Genomic DNA, 16,421 nt, shown 5'->3' on the forward strand with positions numbered 1-16,421 from the left:
ACAAATGACGATTACACGAAACAGGAGGAAGCGTGAGCGAGAACAGAAAGCCGATCATCGAACCTGAATTTTATAAGGATTTCCACTGTATCGGTGGGCAATGCTCTTTCACCTGCTGCAAGGAGTGGAAGATTGCGGTTGACCAGGAGACGAAGAAGCGCTGGCGGAAGCTGAGCGTGCCGGAGACGGTGCTGGAAAGCGGTCGTGTGCCGAAGCATGCATGCCAATCAAGCTTAGATAAGGCGCAGTTAAGCCAGTTCGTGATGAAGAAGGATGGCAGTGAGATCATCGAGCTTCTCCCGAATATGCGCTGTCCGTTCCTGGAGGATACGGAGCTCTGTCGTCTGGTGCTCGACTATGGAGAGGAGTGCCTCTCCGAAACCTGTCATGTATTTCCGAGGGAAACGCATGAATTCGCAGATCGGACGGAGTGCACACTCGTCAGCTGCTGTCCGGAAATCGTCGATCGTCTGTATGCATTAAAGGAACTGCACTTCACGAAGCTCCCATATCAGGACCGGGCGTTTCTGCTGAAAGGAAAAGATAAACTGTTTCAAATCCGTAACATCATGATGTACTGGCTACAGGATGCGTCGGTTTCGAACGAAGTGAATCTAAAACGTTGTTTGTTCATGCTCCTCGATCTTCTTGAGAAAGAGCAGAAGATGAGGGCGATCGATCCTGGCGAGTGCCTGAAAGAGGCCGATGTAGAGAAGCTGACGGAGATGATTCTCGCGATGCCAAAGGATGCACAGGCCTCGATCGAGGAGCAGAATGCGCTGTTCCTGGATATCACGGAGAACTACCGGAAGGAAGGGCGCTATCAGGGACTGCTGAATCCACTCTATGCGATGGCAGAGCAGCTGAGTCATGAATTTCAGGAAGCGGAGCCTGCGCGGATGGATGAGATCTGCGCATTGCATGCGGAGGTCGTGGTTTCCTATACGTCACTTCTCCGGAATTACCTCGTGGCGGAAGCATTCGCCACTCTGCTGATCCCGGGATGCACGCTGCGGGACATGGTGCTGCAGCTCGAGTGGATGATCATGGAGTATGTGCTGATCGTGCACGCGATGGTGCTGCAGCGCCTGAGCGAAGACGCACCGCTCGCCTATCCGAAGGCGCGGGAGCTGCTTATCCTGATTGCGCGGATGACCGGCTATGACGGCGATGAGATCGAGGAGTATCTCCGCGACAGCTTCGAGAATCCGGTCTGGCCGTGGGGCTACGCGGATTACCTGCTTGCATAGCATATGATTTGAATGCGACTGTACGTGAATAAGCGCATACCGTTGACATCTTAGATCAGGATCGATTCTCGAGAATCGATGGATAAACAATAAAATAAAAATACAAAACAAAGGAGTTTTGACTATGAAGAAGATTGCGATTATCGGTTGTGGTTTCCTCGGAAACATCATCGCAGACGCGATGAAGAAGGGGCTGCTCACGGACTATACGCTGGCGGGTGCGATGAGCCACCAGAAGGCATCGGCCGAGAAGCTCTGTGAGGGTCTCGGTGGTGAGGCGGTGGAGAGCCTCGACGAGCTGCTGGCACTGAAGCCGGATATGGTCATCGAGACCGCGTCGGTGGCGATGGTCCGTGAGGCCTGCATCCCGACCCTCGAGCACGGGGCAGACTTCATCCCGCTTTCCATCGGTGCATTTGCGGATGCCGCGTTCTATCAGAAGGCACAGGAGGCTGCACGTGCGCGTGGCGTACACATCTACATCCCGCACGGTGCGGTCGGTGGCTTCGATGTGCTCCAGACCATCGCGCTGATGGCCGAGGCCGGTGACATGGAGATCAAGGCCGGCATCGAGACCCGCAAGGGACCGAAGTCCCTCCGGAACACCCCGGTGTATAAGGAGGAGATGGCCGGCACCGAGGAGGTCGAGGCGTTCTACGGCACCTGTCAGGATGCGATCGCGCTGCTTCCAACGAAGGTCAATGTCGCCGTCGCGCAGTCCCTCGCGACCATCGGACCGGAGAAGGCGACCGCACGGATCACCTCCGTACCGGAATTCATCGGTGATGACCATAAGATTACCGTGGAGACCGAGGGGCTGAAGGCCATCGTGGATATCTATTCCAGCACCTCTGCCATCGCCGGCTGGTCCATCGTGGCGCTGCTGCGCAACCTCAGCAGTCCGGTTTCGTTTTTCTGATCGCGGAGGTCCAGCGTGCGCGCCCGGAACATTGTCCTGCAGGACATGTACCGGGGACGTCGGACGATGCGGTATCGTGATTTGATCGAAGGCCATCGCGCTTTCATTAGGGAGTAAGCTATGAAGAAATTTAGAAAACTTGTATCCATCGATAAGGTGGCACTGACCGAGACGGGCATCCGTGAGCTGCAGAACTACGCTGAAAGCATCGAACTCGCGCAGGATATTCCGGAGAACGACGAGGAGATCGTTCAGCGCATCGGTGATGCGGATGCGGTGCTTCTGTCTGCGAATTCACGGCTCGAAGCCGATGTCATGACGCAGGCACCGAACCTTCGCTATGTCGGTATGTGCTGCAGTCTCTACAGCGAGGAGAGTGCCAATGTTGATATCCCATATGCACGTGCGCATGGCATCGAGGTGAAGGGCATCCGTGACTACGGTGATCACGGCGTCGTAGAGTATGTGATCTACCAGCTCGTAAAGCTCCTTCACGGCTATGAAGGCAGAATGTGGAAGTCTGCACCGATGGAAATCACAGGTTTGAAGGTGGGCTTCGTCGGTCTCGGAACCTCCGGTGGCATGACCGCAGATGCACTTCAGTTCCTGGGTGCGGATATCTCGTATTTCGCACGTGCAGAGAAGCCGGAGCGGACGGCACAGGGGTTCCACTTTAAGGATCTGAAGACCCTGCTTTCCGAGTCCGATGTCATCATCACCGCACTCAATAAGAACGTCATCCTGCTCCATGAGGAAGAGTTCGAGGCACTCGGTAAGGGAAAGATCATGTTCAACACTTCGATCGGACCGGCGGCCGATATGGAGCCGCTCCGGAAGTGGATCGAGGATCCGGAGAACATCTTCTGCTGTGACACGAAGGGCGCGATCGGCGAGATCGCGGATGAGGTTATGGCGTACCCGAACGTGTACTGTATGAACGCCAGTGCCGGCATGACCTGCCAGGCCTATGAGCTCCTGAGCCGCAAGGTACTGGATAACATCCGGAGCGTGCTGGAGGTGTGACGCATTCGCTGCCGGGAGGCCAAGGGGTCTGATCCCCGCGGGCATTTTGTCATCACCTTAAGAATTTCGGAAGGGGGTCAGACCCCATTCATTTTCGGCTTTTTCTCTGTCAGGCTTCGTGAATCGCGCGATTCAGAGTGTTCAGAACCTTTTTCTTATCGGCGGACCAGAGCGGTGCGAGGAGCAGTCGCTTTGGTCCGTCGCCGGTTATGCGGTGAATCACGGTGTCGGGTGGCAGGAGCCGGAGGCACTTCACGACCAGTGCACAGTATTCGTCCAGTGAGAGCGTTCGGAAGGGCTCCGCTTCATACATGCGGCCGAGCTCTGTGCCGCGGAGGACGTGAAGGAGCTGAAGCTTGATGCCGTCGAGATGCGGATTCAGTGCGCTGAGATAACGGATGGTCGCGAGCATGTCGTCGTCGGTTTCCCATGGGAAGCCGAGGATGACATGGACGATGACGGTGAAGCCAGCGGCCTTCAGGCGGCGATAGGCAGCGTCGAACACGGCGAGCGGATAGCCGCGGTGGATGCGTTCCGCCGTCGCTTCATGGATCGACTGGAGTCCGAGCTCGATCCAGATGTCCTTTCCGGATTCGTCGCGAAGTCGCTGCAGCATCGCGAGCATCTCGTCCGGGAGACAGTCGGGACGGGTGCCGAGGGAGAGGGCGACGATTTCCGATTGTGCGAGGGCTTCCCGATAGAGCGCTTCGAGGCGCTCGACCGGTCCGTAGGTATTCGTATAGGACTGGAAGTACGCGATGTACTTCTGCTCCTCCTCCGCGCGGTTCTTCGGGAGCTTCGCCTCGACACGTGCCTTCGCGAGCCGGAGCTGCTCCTTCAGCGGAAGCAGCGGTGCCGCGAAATCGCCGGACCCACCCTCCGAGCAGAAGATGCAGCCGCCATAGGAGAGCGTGCCGTCCCGATTCGGACAGGAGCAGCCGGACTGAAGTGAAAGCTTGTAGACTTTCGTACCATAGTGTTTTTTTAGATGGTCGGATAATGTGATGATTTTCATAGGCGTAGTATAGCACAGCATCGCCGACCGTGGCAGACGGAAACCCCGAGGGTAAAACCTCGGGGTTTTCTCATGTGAAAAAACGTTGTAATATATATGCTGAAAATCCAAATGATGAGGAGAATGAATATGAAGATCACGATGCTTGGTACGGGCAATGCGCTCGTGTCGGAGGTTTACAATACCTGTTATGTCCTGACGGATGAGGAGAAGCAGGGAACGGAGAAGTACTTCATGGTGGACGCCGGTGGCGGCGGACAGATCGTGCATCAGCTGAAGTATGCGGGCTTCAACTGGATGGATATGCGGGAAATCTTCCTGACACATAAGCATATCGATCACTTCACCGGTATGATCTGGATGGTGCGTCTCATCACGCAGAACATGAAGTCCGGGAAGTACGAGGGGGAGGCCAATATCTATGGCCACAAGGAAGTCATCGAGCTGCTTGATGATATCTCCCGGAAGCTGCTGCAGCCTGGTCAGGTGAAGTTCATCGGTGACCGCCTGCATCTGATTCCGGTCGAGGATGGCGAGACCCGTGTGATCAATGGGCATAAGGTGACCTTCTTCGATATCGGTTCTACGAAGGCGAAGCAGTTCGGCTATCTCTATGAGATGAGCGATGGTCGGAAGATCTGCTGCTGTGGTGATGAGCCGTATAACGCTGCGTTCGAGGAGAAGTATGCGAAGGGGGCAGACTGGCTGCTCCATGAGGCGTTCTGCCTCTATGAGGAGCGGGACAGCTTCCATCCGTATGAGAAGCATCACTCGACGGTCAAGGATGCGGCGGAGCTCGCGCAGAGTCTCCAGGTGCCGAATCTACTTCTCTATCATACGGAGGATAAGAACATCGCGCGCCGGAAGGAGCTCTATACGGCAGAGGCGCAGGCGTCGTATACCGGCCACGTCGTGGTACCGGAGGATCTCGAGACCATCGAGCTGTAGAGTTTATGGGGTCTGACCCCATAAACTTCAGTTTAGAATCTGTTTAGAAAAATTTAATGGGGTCAGACCCCATGATCGGCGCTAAAAGGGGGAGAGTTATGGGAACAAATTACGTAGCGTACTGGAAGACGCTGCCATATAAGCTGCTGGTGGGGCTCAAGTGGATCGGATTCGGTGTGCTGACCGGCATCCTCGTCGGGGGTGTGTCGGCGCTGTTTGCGAAGGCTATCGTGCTGGCGACGGGCTTCCGCCTGGCGCATACCTGGATCGTGTTTCTGCTGCCGCTTGCGGGTCTGTTCATCGTCTGGTTCTATCATCGTCTCGGGGCGCGGAAGCCGCGGGGGACGAACCTCGTGCTGGAGGCCATCCGCGAGAGTGAGCGTGTGCCGGTGAAGATGGCACCGCTCATCATCGTGTCGACGGTGCTGACGCATCTCTTCGGTGGTTCGGCTGGACGAGAGGGCGCGGCGCTGCAGGTCGGCGGTTCACTCGGGCATGGGCTGGGACAGCTGCTGCACTTCCGGAAGGAGGAGCGTCGCCGGACCATCATGTGCGGCATGAGTGCGGCCTTCTCGGCGCTGTTCGGAACGCCGCTGGCCGCGACAGTGCTCTCGATGGAGATCAGTACCGTCGGCGTCATGTATTACTCCTCGCTCGTACCATGCGCGGTATCTGCATTGACCGCACACTTCGTGGCGCAGGTGATCAACCCGGGAAGCGAGGCGATGCTGCTCTCGGCGGTACCGGCCTTCCATGTGCGCGACGCCGTCTGCACTGGTCTGTTTGCGTGGGCGTGTGCGCTGGTGTCGATCCTCTTTGCAACGTCGATGCACAGCAGTAAGAAGCTGCTGCAGAAGTACTTCCCGAATGACTACATCCGCGTGGCGGTGTCCGGCGTAATCATCGTCGTGCTGACACTGCTCGTGGGCGACCAGACCTATAACGGTACCGGCTCGAATATCATCGCGAGCTGCATCGAAAATCCGACGTTCAAGCTGGCGTTCTATGCCTTCCTGCTGAAGATTCTGTTCACCTCGGTGACCCTCGGCGGTGGCTTCCAGGGCGGTGAGATCGTGCCGTCGCTCTTCATCGGTGCGACCTTCGGACATGTGGTCGGCAGTTTTACCGGCATGAACCCGGCGCTCTGCTCCGCGATCGGCATGGCCTGCGTCTTCTGCGGCGTGACGAACTGTCCGCTCGCCTCGCTGCTCATCGCGTTTGAGATGTTCGGCTTCGACGCGTCGTCGTACTTCATCCTTGCGATCGCGATCACTTATCTGTTCTCCGGTAACTACGGTATCTACGGCGCGCAGAAAATCCGCTTCAGCAAGTGGGATCCGGCGGAGATCGACGCGAATACACACTGAGTCCATCCGAAAGTTTATGGGGGCAGACCCCATAAACTTCAGTTTAGAATCTGTTTAGAAAAATTTAATGGGGTCTGACCCCATTACTGAATAAATTAGACATATTTAATAAATAAAGTTGCATTTTACACATTTCACACATATAATTTAGAAAATTTGGTTTTGTGTTCATGTGTACTAATGACAAATTTGGAGCAGCTATTCATTTAACCAAATGAATAGCTGTTTTTTTATGCATAAGAACCGAACAGGAAGGAAAGGATAGAAATGTCGGATGTTTCTGTCGTGCGTACAGAAAAAAAGTACAGTATATCACGGTGCCAGCAGAGCAGGCTGCTGCAGCGGCTGGAAACGGTTATGCGCGTCGATCAGTACAGCAGCATCAGCGGATATATGGTGCGTTCTTTGTATTTTGACAGCATGTATGACAATGACTATTTTGACAAGATCAGCGGACTCGAGATGCGAAAGAAGGTGCGGCTACGTATCTATTCACCGGAGCAGACGAGCGTGAAGCTCGAGCTGAAGCAGAAGCAGGGCGCTGCGCAGAAGAAAATCAGTCTGACGATCTCGAGAGCGCTGGCGGAGGAAATGATACGTGGGCAGTATGCAGGGCTGCTGGAGCTGAACTCTGATCTGGGATGGATGTTTTATCAGATACTGGAAACCGGTCTGTACCGTCCGAAATGTATCATCGAGTATCACAGAATCGCCTTTGCAGAGGAGTGCAATAATACACGGATTACGCTTGATTCAGAGATTGGGATGAGTGCGTTCGTCGATCGGTTTTTCGATGCACAGTCGAATCTGATACCGGTACGAAGCGAACCGGTGTTAGAGGTGAAATACAACGGTTTTTTACTGAGTCCGATCAAGCAGGCACTGGATCTCGCAGATGTGCCTGAAGTTGCGGTCAGTAAATATGCCATGTGCCGGCAGGCCCTGGGAATGTAAATATAATTTCGGAGGAAGCTATGAAAAATTTTATTATGCAGTATTCACATGAGGTCGTTCAGGAGCTCACCATAGAGCAGATCGTATTAAATATGGTGGTTGCGCTGGTGCTCGGACTGGTCATCTATCTGTCGTACCGCTTTTCGCATTCCGGCGCGGTATACAGTGCCAGATTTAACGGATCACTCCTGATGATGACGCTGATCACGACGATGATTATGAATGTGATCGGTAATAACATCGCGTTATCGCTCGGAATGGTAGGTGCGCTTTCAATCGTACGATTCCGAACGGCCATCAAAGATCCTAGGGATACCACGTATATTTTCTGGTGCATCGCTGTCGGCATCTGCTGTGGCGTATCGTATTATGCGCTGGCCTCGATCAGTACAGGCATGATTTTCCTGGTCATGCTTGTGATCGGAAGTATCAAGGCCAATGATCGATACCTGCTGATCATCCATGCAAACAGAGAAGAGTGCGCAAAGGAAATCGAGGAAACCGTGTTGCTGCAGTACAGGGGGCAGGCGGTTTTACGTGTCGCAAATCGTACATCCGGGCAGCTCGAGTATATCTATGAACTGACAACGCGAATGATGGAAGAAAAGAAGCAGAGTGATACGAATCCTGTGGAGCTCTTAAGAAAGATCGATGGCGTATATCGCGTGAACCTGGTGTGCCAGAATGAGGAGATGAGCAGATAATGAAAGGGCGCTTTCGGAAAATTAGTTTTTGTCTTGCAGTAGGATTACTGCTGGGCGGAATTGTACTGGGAGCATATAAAGATGAAGGATACCATTTTCCTGAAGTAAAACCATCTTCATGTGAGGAAACGACCGATTTGAGCGAAAAATCGATCGTTGCAGATGAAACGTTCGTTCGAAAAAAACATGGAAGAACGAATTTTCGTGAAAAGAGAATATGGATAGATGAATCGTTTGTCAGTAATTTACCTTTGGTTGTGATCCATACGAATGAGGGAGAAAGACCTCCAGCTCATATCGTATGGAACACGGAAGAAAAACTATACTTGCCAAACGAAAATGAAGATATTTATCTCGATGGAGAACTGTTCATATATAACAGCACAAACGGAGCAAATAGACTAAGTGACGCGCCATCAGTGGAATCGGCGATCCGATTGAGGCGAAGGGGAAATTCTTCAGTCGATTATGATAAAGCGCAATATCTTATTAAACTTGTAGGCGAGGATGGAAAAGCGAATCGACAGAACTTGCTGCAGATGGGAACAGATAATGAATGGGTTTTGAATGTCTCTTTCATTGATAAGTCCCTTTTACGTAATTATTTGGCATACGCTACAGCAAGGGAAATTATGCCATATGTGCCAGATTGTCAGTACTGTGAAGTCATCTGGTATGATGGGCAGAACTATCAATATGAAGGCGTTTATTTATTGATGGAAAATATAAAGGTCGGAAAAGAACGGGTCGATTTACCTCGGTTTGTGGAAAATAGTGAACACCTTCCATTTTTGCTCCGGCGAGATCGATGGGAGCCAGACCGACTGCTCCTCAATAATTATGCACGGAGAGAAAATCTGTTGGAAGGAGTTCTACGTGTCGAATGGCCATCTGCAAACAAATTGTCAGAGCAGTCTATCCAACGGATCACAAATCAAATTGATGAATTTGAGAAAGCGTTGTTCGCTGAAGACTACGAGACCTTTCTTCAGTACCGCGATATGATCGACATCGATTCGTTTGTTGATTATCTGATTTTAAATGAGTTTTTGATAAATTATGATGCAGGATTCCATTCCACATATATGTACTCCAGTTATAATGGGAAATTGACGATGGGACCGGTGTGGGACTTTGATGGCGCAATGGATAATTACTATCGTGCAACCGCTGAGTTAGACACCGTCGCTTTTTTTCAGTCGCCTTGGTTTAAGCAGATATTGCGTGATCCGGAGTTTACAGAGCGCGTGGTGGAGCGTTACGAAGAATTACGAAAAACTATTTTGTCGGATGAATCCATCGGAACGTTTCTTGATGAGACGGTGGCATATCTGGGCCCCGCAATCGAGCGCGACTGGGCGAGATGGGGGTATTTTTATAAAGACGGTGATTATTTGACCTCGGATTCTTCGGAGCAAACTGATCGTAATACGAAAAGTCATGCCGAAGAAGTAGAGAGAATAAAAAAAGTTCTTTCTGAACATGGAAAATGGTTAGATAAGCATATGGATACTTTGTATCAATTCGTTGATCCAAATGCAGACGCTTATCAAGAAGTAGAAGCTGATCAAAAAGATTATGGTTCTGCCCTTGCCGTTGTGTTCGTAGCGGTTTTTCTGATTTCGGTCAAGCTGGTACTGAAGTATGAAAGCGAATAATGGAGGTGTTTAAATGAAGCGCAAAAAACTATGGTTTTGGCTCATGACAGTTACATCTGTTATTTATATTTTGTGGAGACTCTTCTTCACGCTGCCGCTCCATGCCGGGATCGTATCACTGATCGCCGGAATCGCGCTGTTTTCGGCCGAGTTTATCAGTATGCTTGAAGCGGTGATTCACTATATCTGCATGAGCAAGGATCACGCGCCGGAGTTTCCGGTGATCGAGGAGGCGGATTATCCGCATGTGGATGTCCTGATCGCTACCCACAGTGAAGATGCCGATTTGCTGTTTAAAACGCTAAATGGCTGCAAGCATATGGAGTATCCAGATCCAGCCAAGGTGCATATTTATCTGTGTGATGACAATGATCGACCGGAGATGGCGAAGCTGGCGCAGGACATGGGCGTCGGATATTTCGGTTTATCCGATAACAAGCTGGCGAAGGCGGGCAACCTGAATCATGCGCTTTCCAAAACGGATTCGCCGCTCGTCGTGACCTTCGATGCGGATATGATTCCGAGAAGTAATTTCCTGCTGGAGACGGTACCGTACTTCTCTTTGCCGGAAATGATCCTCGACCATGGAGAATGGAGAAAACGGACAGAGGATGAAATCGATCCCGATTATAAAATCGGCTTTATCCAGACACCGCAGAGCTTCTATAACCCGGATCTGTTCCAGTTTAACTTCTATGCGGAGAATAATATCCCGAATGAACAGGATTACTTCTTTAAGGAAGTAAACCTCGGAAGAAACAGCAGTAATTCTGCGATCTATGCAGGATCTAATACAGTGATCTCCCGGCAGGCACTGGAAGACGTCGGCGGTATCCGTACAAAGACGATTACGGAAGATTTTGCGACCGGCATCGATATTCAGGCAGAAGGATATACCTGCTTCGCGATCGATAAGGTGCTGGCCTCCGGGCTGGCTCCTGATGATTTCCCAAATCTGCTGAAACAGCGTCAGCGTTGGGGACGTGGCTGTGTACAGACGATCCGAAGCCTGAAGTTTCTGTTTGGCGAGCTGCCGCTTCTGTCGAAGCTAAGCTACCTTTCCTGCCTGCTGTACTGGTGGACGTTCCTGCGAAGAATCGTCTATATTCTCTCGCCGATCCTCTTTACGGTATTTGGCGTACTGGTCGTAAAAACAGATATCTGGGGGATCGTACTGATCTGGCTGCCATCCTATCTGATTTATAATCATTCGCTACGTTTACTGTCCGGTAAGGTACGAGATCAGAAATGGAGCAACATCGTCGATACCATACTGTGTCCGTATATGATCATTCCGATCTTGGCGGAGACCCTGGGCATCCGTATGCGTACTTTTTCGGTTACAAGTAAGACAAAATCCGTATCCAGAAGTGCGAAAATCATCTATGCCATTCCGCACATGATTCTACTGGCTGCGTCCCTCGTCGGCATTTACTTCAGTGTGAAATTCATGCTGCTGTACAAGAGCATACTTGGACTGGTGGTGCTGTTCTGGCTATGTATGAATTCATACTTCCTGATCATGGCGATCTTTTTCCTTTTGGGAAGAATCAACTACAGACATTCAGAACGCTTCCGCGTGGAGATACCGATCATGTTTTCGGTCGGTACACGCGAGGTCAATGCTGCCACCTGTGACCTCTCTGAACATGGCTTATCGTTTATCACGGATTTCCCGGAATTTCTATACGGTACGGTAGCGTTTGAATTACAGGACCGACAGTGGCGTGCACGCGTGCCGGGTGAGATCGTCCATGTCGCAAGGGTGGGAGATCGATGGCGGTACAGTGTGAAGCTGGCCGATTTATCGCTTGAAGAAAAGCAGAATTACGATCAGATCGTATTTGACCGTGTCCCAACATTGGCGACAGAAATCAAAACCAACGCAGCGAAGGATCTGCAGGTCTTTTTCAAGAGAAAGATGGCAAGCGCTGTACTATCTCAAAGAAAGCTGCCGAGAATCGTGCTGGATGCTTCCCTGCAGACAGAGAGTGGAAAGCCGATTCATGTTTCTAATTATAATTACCAGTATATGCTTTTGACGGGAGAGGTTCCGGATTCGGAGTTCGATCTCAGGATGGGCAGCATCACCCTGCACTTGAAAAAGACGCCAGAGGCCCTGGGTGGAAAAGAGAAGCTGTTTGAAATCGAAAACTGGGAGCATGTCTCTGCATCTTCAGAGCTTCACGAAGCACTCGTTGCGTTGATTTCAACGAAACAGATCGCAGAATAAGAGTTCGAAATGAGTAAGAAAAATGCAATCAGATGCTATGCAGTGGTTGGGGCAGCCGTATTGGCCGCCGCAATCATACTGCTGGCAGGGATGTTGTATGAGCAAAAGAAAATAGACAAAGCCCTATCCGAGGAGCGGCAGACGTTTCAGAAGCAGGCGCAGGAGTTTCAGGTGCAAAATCAGGCGCTTCAGAAGGAGAATCAGGAGATTCAGATAGAAAATCAGAAGTTTCAGAAGGAAAATCAAGCGCTTCTGCAGGAAATAGACGATTTGCGGACAGCCAAAAATGGAGTAGAAGAGCATGGACGGCTGTCTGTAGATGGTACGCAGCTGGTAGATCAACATGGAAATCCACTCATGCTTCGGGGGATGAGCAGCCATGGTATCAGCTGGTATCCGGAATTCACGAACTATGCGGCGTTGAAAACGATCAAGGACTATGGCGCAAATGCATTTCGGGTAGTTATGTATGTAGAGCAGAATGACGCTTACCTCGAAGAGCCAGCATTGAACCAGAAGCTCCTGTTTTCTGCCATCGAAAACGCCCTGGCAGCTGACCTGTATACCATCGTCGACTGGCATGTGCTCCGGGATGAAAACCCAAACCGCCATATAGAGGAAGCGATGCGTGTACTGGAAGAGGTTGCGCAGCGCTATGGAGACCATCCGGGCATCCTCTATGAAATCTGCAATGAACCGAACGGTGACACGAGCTATGAGGATATCGTTCACTATGCGGAGAAAATCATCCCCGTCATACGGAAGCACGCGCCGAATGCCGTGATTCTGGTGGGAACACCGAAGTTCTGTACATCACTTTCGGAAGCGATCGAAGATCCGATCGACGAGCGGAACATCATGTACAGCTATCATTACTATGCCGGGATCGCCGATGGTACGTTCGCAATCAAGCAGATTACGAGAGGACGGGAAAAGGGCTTGCCGATCTTTGTCAGCGAGTGGGGCGTGGATGGTTATGACGCTACGGAACAGGACTGGGAAGAAACCAGAGCTTTCCTGGATTATCTCGAGAAAGAAAAAATCGGATGGATCAACTGGTCCCTCAGTGATAAAGACGAAGGCTACTCCATGATTCGGCCGGACAGCGGAAAGCTTCATGGCTGGGATGAAAAGGATATGAGCGAAAGCGGACGACTGGTGCTGGAGTATCTGTCGCCGGGCAAGGAGGCGCACTGATTTCAACACTTACGAAGGTAGAGCAGATGATCTCATGGACGCGTGATCAAGCGCTGCGAGCTGAAGTGAAAAAACGGACCTGGCTCTATAGAGAACCGGATCCGTTTTTTGCTGGAACCAACGTAATGGGGGTCTTACCCAATTCATTTTTCTAAACAGATTCTAAACTGGGAGTTTATGGGGTCAGACCCCATAAACTTCGTCGATCGCGAGCTTGATGGCACCCATGATGCCCTGGTCGTCGTGAAGGGAGGCCGGGACGATGTAGTGGTCGAGGTCGGCGAGCTCGTCGGTAAGGACATAGCCGTTTACCATGGATTTCACCTTCTCGCGGATGAGCGGGAAAAGCTGCGCCTGGTGCATGACGCCGCCTCCGAGGATGATGATCTGCGGACTCAGGGTCATGATGAGAGTGGTGCAGGCTTCTGCGATGTAGTGTGCTTCGATGTCCCACACCTTCGGATCATCCTTGAGGGTGATGGCTTTCTGCCCCCAGCGTTCTTCGATGGCCGGGCCGGCGGCCATGCCCTCGAAGCAGCTGACATGGTAAGGACAGTGGCCTTCATACGTATCGTCCGGATGCTTCACCACCGGGATGTGTCCGAACTCCGGGTGGAGCATGCCGTGTACGAGATGACCACCGGAGAGGATGCCGGCACCGACGCCGGTACCGATCGTGATGTAGACAGCATCCGTGAGACCGCGCGCCTGTCCGTAGGTGAGCTCGCCGAGGAGAGAACCGTTGACATCGGTATCGAAGCCGACCGGTACGCCGAGCGCGCGCTTCAGTGTGCCGACGATGTCAAAGTTCGCCCATCCCTTCTTCGGAGTGGTCGTGATATAGCCGTAGGTCGGCGAGTTCCGGCGAAGATCGACCGGACCGAAGCAGGCCACACCGAGGGATGCAATCTCCTTGTCGCGGAACCATGCGATAATCGCAGACAGGGTTTCCTCTGGTGTGGTCGTCGGGATGGATGTCTGCTCGAGAATCGTTCCGTTTTCATCGCCGAGCGCACACACCATCTTCGTGCCACCGGCCTCTAAAGCTCCGTAAAGCATAATTTCATATCCTCCTGTTGGATGGGGCAGTCCCCTTATGATCGTCTTAAGAATTCTGTAAGGGGGTCTGACCCCATTAAATTTTTCTTAACAGATTCTAAACTGGAAGTTTATGGGGTCAGACCCCCTTACGAAAAACTTAAGATAAAGCATCGCTAAAAAACAGAGTCTCCGGATACCGGAGGCTCTGCGTTTTAAGCGATATGAATTACTCCTCGACAGTAACCTTCGTCATGGTGACAGCGACGACAGGTGCATCCTGCCAGCCGGTCGGGGTGGAAGCGATGCGGTCGACCTCATCCATGCCGTCGATGACCTTACCGAAAGCAGCATACTGACCATCGAGGTAGGAAGCATCTGCATGCATGATGAAGAACTGGGAACCTGCGGAGTCCGGATCCATCGCACGCGCCATGGAAATCACACCACGCTTGTGCTGAAGATCGTTCTTTACGCCGTTGGAGGAGAACTCACCCTTGATATTCCAGCCTGGGCCGCCGGTACCGTTGCCCTCCGGATCACCGCCCTGGATCATGAAACCAGGAATGATGCGGTGGAAGGTCAGACCATCATAAAAGCCCTGCTTTACGAGCTTCACGAAATTCTCTACCGTGATCGGTGCGATCTCAGGGTACAGCTCGAGCTTGATATCCTTGTCGTCGTCCATATGAATTGTTACGATTGGATTAGCCATAATTGAAAACCTCTTTTCATTGATTTATCTCTATGGATTCTACCAGTAAAACGCAGGCAGAACAATAGAAAAAGGGAGATTCGCTGATTACAGCTTCAGACTATTTTCGTCCAGCAGAAAAATTTTTAGGCCATAAATCGTCATCTATTCCGAAAACAGGTGCAGATGCACCTCATTTCGGAATAGGAACATCATAAAACATAGTTCGGTTAAAGCTGAAGCTTCGCAGTTTTTCTGAGATTCCCTACGCAATGAAGATCCAATCAGATATAACCAAACGGAATTCATCTCGGCGTAAATAAGTAGCAGTGCTGGGAGTGTCACCGGAGTACTGTGCTTCGGTTGCCGACCCTCCGGGGGCACGCCCAAAATGCGACGAAACATCGCAAAACGGCTGGAAACCGCTGTGCGAATTTCATCCCCCATCTTGTAGCGACGTGCCGGTTTGTGGTATAGTATATCGAGTGAGCCTTCGGGGCACGCATTATTAAGAAAAAGAGGTACCATAGACTATGGCAGACGAGATCAAGATCGAGGAAGCAAAGGAAGAGAAGATTCCTTCCATGGATGATTTCAAGGAGGAGCTTGAGGCATCGTTCAAGCAGCATGCAAATGCGAAGCGCGTGGACATGAGCAAGTGGGAGAAGATCCTCGATGACTTCCAGAACAAAACCAGCTTCGAGGTAGAAGTAAATGAAGCGGTGAAGAGCGGTGTAACCGCAAGCGTGGATGGCCTGAGAGCATTCATCCCGGCATCGAAGCTTTCACTCGGCTTCGTAAAGGATGAGGAGCTGAAGGACTGGGTAGGCAAGAAGCTGAATGTCCGCGTCATCACGGCTGAGCCAGAGAACAACAAGCTGGTTCTTTCTGCACGTGATGTTCTCCGTGATGAGCAGGAGAAGGTAAGAGCAGAGAAGGCAGCTGCGATCCAGACAGGTCTCGTAACCGAGGGTACGGTTGAGACTGTGAAGGACTATGGTGCATTTATCGATCTCGGAGATGGCGTGACCGGTCTTCTGCACGTTTCTCAGATTTTCAACAAGAGAGTGAAGTCTCCGGCAGATGTGCTGAAGGAAGGCCAGACCGTAAAGGTTCAGGTTATCGGCGTCAAGGATGGTAAGATTTCCCTTTCCATGAAGGCACTCGAGGCTGAGAAGCAGGAGCGTAAGGAGAAGCAGGAGCGCGAGGATTTCCGTGCAAATTACAAGGAGTCCGGTGCAGCGACCTCTTCCTTCGCAGAGATCATGAAGAAGAGTGGCATCAAGTTCTGATGATGCAGACAGCTTGATTTTTCATCAGTCACGTATTCGAAAGGATGCGTGGCTGATTTTTTATGATTTATGCTTTCTATTTCAGTGCATATGGGTATAATAGCGGAACAGGTATGAATGCTGATTTTG

General features: G+C 51.5%; 14 protein-coding genes. 11 read left to right on the forward strand and 3 right to left on the reverse strand.

Annotated features, from left to right (window positions below; all coding sequences use genetic code 11):
- The first annotated feature begins 32 nt into the window (after positions 1 to 32).
- The 3 genes from fliB to ACK8P7_RS06700 all read left to right on the forward strand — a co-directional run bounded on the left by fliB (position 33) and on the right by ACK8P7_RS06700 (position 3,192).
- Positions 33 to 1,250 (forward strand): flagellin lysine-N-methylase, encoded by a 1,218-nt coding sequence (gene fliB / locus ACK8P7_RS06690; protein ID WP_410043442.1) that lies wholly within the window; start codon positions 33 to 35, stop codon positions 1,248 to 1,250.
- 124 nt (positions 1,251 to 1,374) lie between these two features.
- Positions 1,375 to 2,169 (forward strand): aspartate dehydrogenase domain-containing protein, encoded by a 795-nt coding sequence (locus ACK8P7_RS06695; protein ID WP_410043443.1) that lies wholly within the window; start codon positions 1,375 to 1,377, stop codon positions 2,167 to 2,169.
- 120 nt (positions 2,170 to 2,289) lie between these two features.
- Positions 2,290 to 3,192 (forward strand): NAD(P)-dependent oxidoreductase, encoded by a 903-nt coding sequence (locus ACK8P7_RS06700; RefSeq protein ID WP_410043444.1) that lies wholly within the window; start codon positions 2,290 to 2,292, stop codon positions 3,190 to 3,192.
- A gap of 109 nt (positions 3,193 to 3,301) precedes the next feature.
- Here ACK8P7_RS06700 and ACK8P7_RS06705 read toward each other — a convergent pair whose 3' ends face one another.
- Entirely contained in the window at positions 3,302 to 4,207 is a 906-nt protein-coding gene (locus ACK8P7_RS06705; protein ID WP_410043445.1) for a TIGR01212 family radical SAM protein, read from the reverse strand.
- Between the two features lie 129 nt (positions 4,208 to 4,336).
- On the opposite strand from ACK8P7_RS06705, the gene ACK8P7_RS06710 reads away from it, so the two are divergent.
- From ACK8P7_RS06710 to ACK8P7_RS06740, 7 genes are all read left to right on the forward strand, one after another.
- On the forward strand, positions 4,337 to 5,155 hold the full coding sequence (locus ACK8P7_RS06710) for an MBL fold metallo-hydrolase (RefSeq protein ID WP_410043446.1): 819 nt from the start codon (positions 4,337 to 4,339) through the stop codon (positions 5,153 to 5,155).
- A gap of 98 nt (positions 5,156 to 5,253) precedes the next feature.
- The gene (locus ACK8P7_RS06715; protein ID WP_410043447.1) at positions 5,254 to 6,522 is read left to right on the forward strand and encodes a chloride channel protein; all 1,269 of its coding nucleotides are present in this window, start codon (positions 5,254 to 5,256) and stop codon (positions 6,520 to 6,522) included.
- 285 nt (positions 6,523 to 6,807) lie between these two features.
- Positions 6,808 to 7,476, forward strand: a complete 669-nt coding sequence (locus ACK8P7_RS06720; protein ID WP_410043448.1) for a polyphosphate polymerase domain-containing protein — start codon at positions 6,808 to 6,810, stop codon at positions 7,474 to 7,476.
- 20 nt (positions 7,477 to 7,496) lie between these two features.
- The gene (locus ACK8P7_RS06725) at positions 7,497 to 8,180 is read left to right on the forward strand and encodes a DUF4956 domain-containing protein (protein ID WP_410043449.1); all 684 of its coding nucleotides are present in this window, start codon (positions 7,497 to 7,499) and stop codon (positions 8,178 to 8,180) included.
- Positions 8,180 to 9,838 carry a CotH kinase family protein gene (locus ACK8P7_RS06730; RefSeq protein WP_410043450.1) on the forward strand — a complete coding sequence of 553 codons (1,659 nt, stop codon included), beginning with the start codon at positions 8,180 to 8,182 and terminating at the stop codon, positions 9,836 to 9,838. The genes ACK8P7_RS06725 and ACK8P7_RS06730 overlap by 1 nt, the downstream gene beginning before the upstream one ends.
- A gap of 43 nt (positions 9,839 to 9,881) precedes the next feature.
- Entirely contained in the window at positions 9,882 to 12,071 is a 2,190-nt protein-coding gene (locus ACK8P7_RS06735) for a glycosyltransferase family 2 protein (protein WP_410043451.1), read from the forward strand.
- Between the two features lie 9 nt (positions 12,072 to 12,080).
- The gene (locus tag ACK8P7_RS06740; protein ID WP_410043452.1) at positions 12,081 to 13,268 is read left to right on the forward strand and encodes a cellulase family glycosylhydrolase; all 1,188 of its coding nucleotides are present in this window, start codon (positions 12,081 to 12,083) and stop codon (positions 13,266 to 13,268) included.
- A 183-nt stretch (positions 13,269 to 13,451) separates the two neighbouring features.
- Here ACK8P7_RS06740 and ACK8P7_RS06745 read toward each other — a convergent pair whose 3' ends face one another.
- Both ACK8P7_RS06745 and ACK8P7_RS06750 read right to left on the reverse strand, forming a co-directional pair.
- Positions 13,452 to 14,327 (reverse strand): ROK family protein, encoded by an 876-nt coding sequence (locus tag ACK8P7_RS06745; RefSeq protein ID WP_410043453.1) that lies wholly within the window; start codon positions 14,325 to 14,327, stop codon positions 13,452 to 13,454.
- A gap of 208 nt (positions 14,328 to 14,535) precedes the next feature.
- A complete protein-coding gene (locus ACK8P7_RS06750) occupies positions 14,536 to 15,021 on the reverse strand; it encodes a peptidylprolyl isomerase (protein WP_410043454.1) in 486 nt (161 codons plus the stop codon).
- 512 nt (positions 15,022 to 15,533) lie between these two features.
- On the opposite strand from ACK8P7_RS06750, the gene ACK8P7_RS06755 reads away from it, so the two are divergent.
- Positions 15,534 to 16,292, forward strand: coding sequence for a S1 RNA-binding domain-containing protein (locus tag ACK8P7_RS06755; protein ID WP_410043455.1), 759 nt, complete (start codon positions 15,534 to 15,536; stop codon positions 16,290 to 16,292).
- Positions 16,293 to 16,421 lie beyond the last annotated feature (129 nt).

Source organism: Oribacterium sp. P9 (assembly GCF_046365365.1).
Classification (GTDB): Bacteria; Bacillota; Clostridia; order Lachnospirales; family Lachnospiraceae; genus Oribacterium.